This window comes from Rhizobacter sp. P2_H2 (assembly GCF_056403375.1).
This window is the reverse complement of sequence record NZ_JBFUFP010000273.1, coordinates 1-5782: the sequence shown is the minus strand read 5'-3', so window position 1 is coordinate 5782 and position 5782 is coordinate 1. Positions and strand designations below refer to the sequence as shown.

At 70.6% G+C, this 5782-nt stretch carries 4 protein-coding genes and 1 pseudogene; 2 read left to right on the top strand and 3 right to left on the bottom strand.

Features of this window, described 5'->3' with window-relative positions; translation table 11 throughout:
* The 3 genes and pseudogenes from AC1D15_RS15605 to AC1D15_RS15595 form a co-directional block, all read right to left on the bottom strand.
* A pseudogene (locus tag AC1D15_RS15605) lies at positions 1 to 348 on the bottom strand (glucans biosynthesis glucosyltransferase MdoH); the annotation flags it as partial.
* Positions 345 to 1865 carry a glucan biosynthesis protein G gene (locus AC1D15_RS15600; protein WP_477826685.1) on the bottom strand — a complete coding sequence of 507 codons (1521 nt, stop codon included), beginning with the start codon at positions 1863 to 1865 and terminating at the stop codon, positions 345 to 347. The gene AC1D15_RS15600 and the pseudogene AC1D15_RS15605, both read right to left, overlap by 4 nt.
* A gap of 333 nt (positions 1866 to 2198) precedes the next feature.
* The gene (locus tag AC1D15_RS15595; protein WP_477826684.1) at positions 2199 to 3509 is read right to left on the bottom strand and encodes a DUF4397 domain-containing protein; all 1311 of its coding nucleotides are present in this window, start codon (positions 3507 to 3509) and stop codon (positions 2199 to 2201) included.
* 133 nt (positions 3510 to 3642) lie between these two features.
* Between AC1D15_RS15595 and AC1D15_RS15590 the strand changes: the two genes are divergently transcribed.
* On the top strand, positions 3643 to 4512 hold the full coding sequence (locus tag AC1D15_RS15590; RefSeq protein ID WP_477826683.1) for a DUF6502 family protein: 870 nt from the start codon (positions 3643 to 3645) through the stop codon (positions 4510 to 4512).
* Positions 4509 to 5782, top strand: a 1274-nt coding sequence (locus tag AC1D15_RS15585; RefSeq protein WP_477826682.1) for a DUF5666 domain-containing protein, incomplete at its 3' end; no start/stop codon positions are given. The genes AC1D15_RS15590 and AC1D15_RS15585, both read left to right, overlap by 4 nt.

The following is a 5782-nucleotide window of genomic DNA, read 5'->3' as shown; positions in this document are numbered from 1 at the left end:
GGCGAACAGCAGCGCGTACAGGCCGATCTGCAGGTTGCGCAGCCAGGCGCTCTCGTGCTGCGGCAGCACGGTGGCCAGCAGCGCGGTGGCACCGGCGGCCGACAACGCGACCAGGCCGAGCAGCACGCGGCGGCGCGCCTTGGCAGCCAGCTCCCAGGCTTCGGGGGCCGCCGGCGGCTCAGCCGCGACGGCGCGTGCGCCGGGTTGAACGAGGCGCCCCAGGCCGGCCAGCGAGCCGACCAGCAGGTCGCCCAGGCTGCGCGTGAAACCACGCCACGGCTGAGCCACCATCGAGCCGCGGTTCATGCGCGGCATGCTGGCGCCCGGTGCGGATCGGTCGGCGCTCACTCGGGTTGAATGATCGTGGTCCATGTTTCGGTCAAGGCGTTGTCGCCGGTTTGGAGAAAGGCTCGCAGCTCGGCGGGTTGCGAGAGCTGGAGGCGGTTGACGCGCACGGTCATGCGCCAGGTGCCGGTCGCCGGGTTGCGATAGGCGTTGCGTTCGACGATCTTTGCGTTGCTGCCGGCGCTGACGACGGCCTTCACCGTCGCATCGGCCGGCAGTGCCCGCAGTGCGGGGCCGTCGAAGTCGACGACGTACTGCACCTCGCGCGGATCCAGCACCGTCTTGCGGTCGACGAAACCGTGGCCGCGCCGGGTCTGCACCGTCCAGCCGGCCGGCGGGCGCTGCTGGCGCTCGCCTTGCCACTGCATGCGGTAAGAGAAATCGATCGGCTGGCCCGGCGCCGGCACGCTGTCCGGCACCCAGTAGGCGACGACGTTGTCGTCAGTCTCGTCCGGCGTGTGCAGCTGCAGCAGCTCGACACGGCCCGGGCCCCACTTGCCTTGCGGCGTGACCCACACGCTCGGGCGATGCTCGTACTGCGCCTCGGTGTCTTCGTAGCTGGTGTAGGCGTGGTCGCGCTGCATCAGGCCGAAGCCCTTCAGCTCGGCCATCGAGAACGAGGTCACCAGCGTGCGGTTCGGGTTGACCAGCGGGCGCCACAGCCATTCGCCGCCGCCCTTGCCGTCGCCCGTGGCCAGCATCAGGCCGTCGGAGTCGTGCACCTCGGGGCGGAAGTCGCCGGCCTTCGGCTGGTTCTCGCCGTGCGCGAACATGCTGGTCAGCGGCGTCAAGCCGAGCGTCGCGACACCGGCGCGCAGGAACAGGCGGGCCTGCACGTCGATGGCTGTTTCTTCCCCGGGGCGCAGCGTGATGCGGTACGCCCCGGTCGCGCGCGGCGAATCGAGCAGTGCGTGGATCACCAGCGTGGTCGCCTGCGGCGCCGGGCGCTCGATCCAGAACTCGCTGAAGCGCGGGAACTCCTCGCCGCTGCCGCCGACGGTGTCGATGCCCAGCCCGCGCGCCGACATGCCGTAGTGCTGGCCCTTGCCGAGTGCGCGCAGGTAGCTCGCACCGAGGAAGACGACCAGCTCGTCCTTGTAGGCCGGGTTGTTCAGCGCGTAGTGCACGCGGAAGCCGGCAAAACCGAGGTCGCCCCAGCCCTTCTGCGTCAGCTTGTTCTTGCCGTAGTCGAAGTCGTTGCGGTCGAACGCGATGTGGTTGACGCGGCCATCCGGCGCGATCTCGTTGATCGACACCGGCTGCGTCTGGAACTTGCCGAGGTGGAAGAAGGCCAGCTCGAACGGCAGGTTCTCGCGGTGCCACAACGCCTTCTGCGGGTTGAAGCGAATGTCGCGGTACTGGTCGTAGTCGAGGTTCTTCAGCTCATCGGGCAGCTTGACCGTGACCGGCGCGTAGGCGCGGGTGGCCGCCTGGCGGGCACGCTCGGCGACATCGTCGAAGCCGAAGGCATGGGCCTGGTGGGCCAGGCCGGCGAGGCTGAGCAGCAGCAGCGCGCGCACCCCTGTCGCGGATCGGCGAATGGCGGGGGCGAAGAACGCGGGGAGACGGCGGGCAACGGACAAAACGAGGTTCCTGTCTGGCAAAACAAGGCCGTGAAAACGGCTGCGATGCCATGACAGCGCAACGCGCGTGCCAGCAGAAAAAGTCGTTTGCTATCAACGACTTGCCGCGAGTAACAAAGGGTTTGCCCGTATCTGACGCTCAAACGGTCGTCCGGACCGGTGTTTTTGTCGCCATGCAGCGACAGCGCAACCCAGCGTCTTCGCCAAGTGCCTGTCGCGCAACGACTTTTTGGCTGTCACCGGATGGCGACAGCCGCTGTCGCACTGGGCTCAGCGATCGCGCACCAGCGTCCCGACCGGTGCGGCGGCGTCACCGAGCATGAACACCGTGTAGACCTTGGTCGCCTGCAGGTTGGCCTCGTCGTTGAGGAACAAGCGCGCGGCCGAGGCCGGCGAAGTCACTTCCAGCCGGATCGGGTTGCCGACCACGAGGCTCGCGCTCACCGACGCCTGGCCGAACGGGATGTCGCTCGCGACCAGGCCGTAGTCGGCGGTCAGCGTCGCGTTGCCGCCCAGGCCGTTCACGCCGTGCACCAGGCGCAGCTTCGCGTTGCCGGCGCCGGCCGGCTTGTTGTTGTCCTGCAGCACGAAGGCGCTCGGCGCGGCCGCCGTGCCCAGCACCATCAGCGTCACGTCGGCACCGGGTTGCGCGGTGAACGCCGGCAGCGCGATGGCGGTCCCACCATTCACGCGCAGTTCGCCGGTCACCGCACCGGCCGGCATCGTCGTGTACGGCACGATCGCCGGCGACGTGATGCCGCTCGCCAGCGCGACGCCGTTCGCCTGCACCGAGACCGCGCCACCGGCCGCCACGCCCGCCACCACGCGCACGCGGGCCAGCGTGTTCTTCTGCGCCACCGCTTCGGCGCGCTGGTTCAGCAGCAGGCCGTGCACCAGCACGCCGCCCGGCGTGGCGGTGGCCACCAGCGTGACGATCTGCTGGTCGGCCAAGGTCACCGACGGCAGGTCCAGCCGCACGTCGGCCTTGTTGCCGGCGCCCGTCACGACGATGCGCCACGCGCCCTTCACGAACTCCTTGTAGACGCTCAGCGTGTCAGTCGGGATCGCGGAAAGCGCCGCGCTCTGGTCGGCCAGGCTGGCATCGGCCGGGAACACGTAGAGGTCGAGCGCGCCGGCCTCGACCGCGCCGTTGAACAGGCGCAGCTTCGCCTGGCCCGCTGCCGGCGCCGCTTCGGCGTCGTTCAGGTACATCGCGCGCAGCGAGGTCTCGGTGCTGTAGGCCACCAGCGTGTGGTTGCCGTTCCCGGCCACCGTGCGGCTCACGCTCACGGCGGTGGAGGCCGAGCCGCTGCGCTTCAGCGCCATCGTCACCGTGCCGGCGCCGATCTCCGGCGAGTACGCGCCGGCGGTGAACGACGCGGTGTCCTTGGTCTGCAGCACATCGTTGGCGTAGAAATCGAGCGCCGCGTAGTCGGTCGTCGCGTTGACCAGGCGCACCCGGCCGGTCCCGCCGCCGTCGTCGCCGGAGCCACCGCCGCAGCCGGGCAGCGCCACGGCGGCCACCAGTGTTGCAAGCAGGGTCGCTGCCGCCATGGCCCGGCGGGTGAAGAAGGTGTTCATCGAAGCTTTTCCAGTGAATGTGCAAATGTGCAATTAGCACATTCACTGTAGATTCCATGACACACGATGACAAGCCCCGGGAAACCGGGGATTGCGAAAGCGTGATCAAATGTGCATGTTGCACATTGAAGCCATGACGACGCCGGACGACACCGAGGCCGCCTTCCAGCAGGCGCTCGAGCGGTTGCTGCTGCCGCTGGCGCAGCTGTGTCTCGACCGGGGCCACGGCTTCCCGCTGCTGGCCGAGGCGCTGAAGCGATCGCTGGTCGCCGCCGCGCGCGAGGCGCATTCCGGCGCGCAGGCGAGCCGCGACATCAGCCGCATCAGCACCACCACCGGCCTGACGCGCCGCGAGGTGACGCGCATCACGCACGCCCCGCCGGCCGAGGTGCCCGCGCGCAGCTCGCCGGCCACCCAGGTCTTCACGAAGTGGATGGGCAGCCGGCGCCTGCAGGACAAGGACGGCCGGCCGAAGGCGCTGCCGCGCCAGGGCAAGGCGCCAAGCTTCGAGGAGCTGGCGCGCTCGGTGACGCGCGACGTGCACCCGCGCAGCCTGCTCGAGGAGCTGTGCCGGCTCGGCCTCGCGAGCTTCGACCCGGTGACCGACACCGTGACACTGGAGCGCGATTCCTTCGTGCCGAGCGCCGACCAGTCGCGCCTGCTCGGCTTCGTCGGCCACAACGTCGGCGACCACCTGGCGGCCGCGGTCGCCAACCTCGCGGCCGGCAGCGCCGGCGAGAAGCCGCCCCACTTCGAGCAGGCGCTGTTCGCCGACGGCCTCAGTGCCGACTCGGTCGCGCAGCTGCGCGGGCTGGTCACCGAGCAATGGCGCGGGCTGATGGCCGCCCTGGTGCCGCAGCTCACCGACATGATCGACGCCGACGAGCGCGCGCACCAGGCCGGCGACCCGCCGCTGCGCCGGGCGCGCATCGGCCTGTACACCTTCCATGCCGACGCGCCCGCGGCGGCAGCCCCTTCACCCGACGAGCCCGACCCATCGTGAACAACCGCCCCTCGAGCCACTCGCGCCGCCGCCGCCTGACCGCGGGGCTCCTGGCCGCCGCGCTGCTGATCACCCACCTGGCCGGTTGCGGCGGCGGCGTCGACAGCGGCGGCACCGGCATCATCGCGTCCGGCCCGATCAGCGGGCTCGGCTCGATCTTCGTCAACGACGTGCGCTTCGACGACGACAGCGCCGAGATCCGCGACGAGCAGGGCGCGCTGCTCACGAAGGACCAGCTGAAGCTCGGCATGACGGTGATCGTCGAGGGCGGCACGCTCGACACCAGCGGCACGCAGGCCACCTCGACGGCGCTGGCGATCCGCGTCGTCAGCGACCTGGTCGGCCCGGTGGCATCGGTCGATGCGGTCGGCGGCAGCTTCGTCGTGCTCGGCCAGACGGTGATCGTCGGCGCGCGCACGCTGTACGACGGCAGCCTGACCGGCGGCTTCAGCGCGCTGGTGCCGGGCATGACGGTGCAGGTGTATTCGCAGTACGACCCGCTGACGCGCCAGTACGCGGCCACGCGGGTCGAGCAACTGCCCGATGCGTCGTTCTACAAGATCCGCGGCGTGGTCGCGGCGCGCGATCCGCAGGCCCCGAGCCTGACACTGGGCAGCGAGGTGATCGGTGTCGGCAGCGTGGCCGGCAACGCGGTGCCGCCGGCGGACATCGGCGATTTCCTCAGCGTGCGGCTGCTGCCGGACAACGCGCAACTGGCCGCCACCTCGGTGCGCACCGCCGACCTGATGCTCGCCGACCACCCGGTGGCGCGCGTCGAGGGCACGGTGACCGAGATCGTCAGCTCGCGCAGCTTCAAGGTGAACGGCATCGCGGTGGACGCCGTCGGTGCGCACTTCGATGGCGACGAGGCCAAGGTGGTGCTGGGCGCGCGCGTCGGCGTGTTCGGCGCCACACTGGCCGGCACGCTGGTGGCGGCGCGCGTCATCGTGCACGACGACAGCGTGCCGGCGATCGCGAGCTTCGCGCTGGTCGGCGCGGTGCAGGAGCTCGATGCGGCGGCGCGCAGCTTCCGGATCCGCAACACGCCGGTGGTGTTCGACCCCGCCGCTGAACGTGGTGCCATCGTCGAACACCACCGGCGTGTTGCGGATCCGGAAGCTGCGCGCCGCCGCATCGAGCTCCTGCACCGCGCCGACCAGCGCGAAGCTCGCGATCGCCGGCACGCTGTCGTCGTGCACGATGACGCGCGCCGCCACCAGCGTGCCGGCCAGTGTGGCGCCGAACACGCCGACGCGCGCGCCCAGCACCA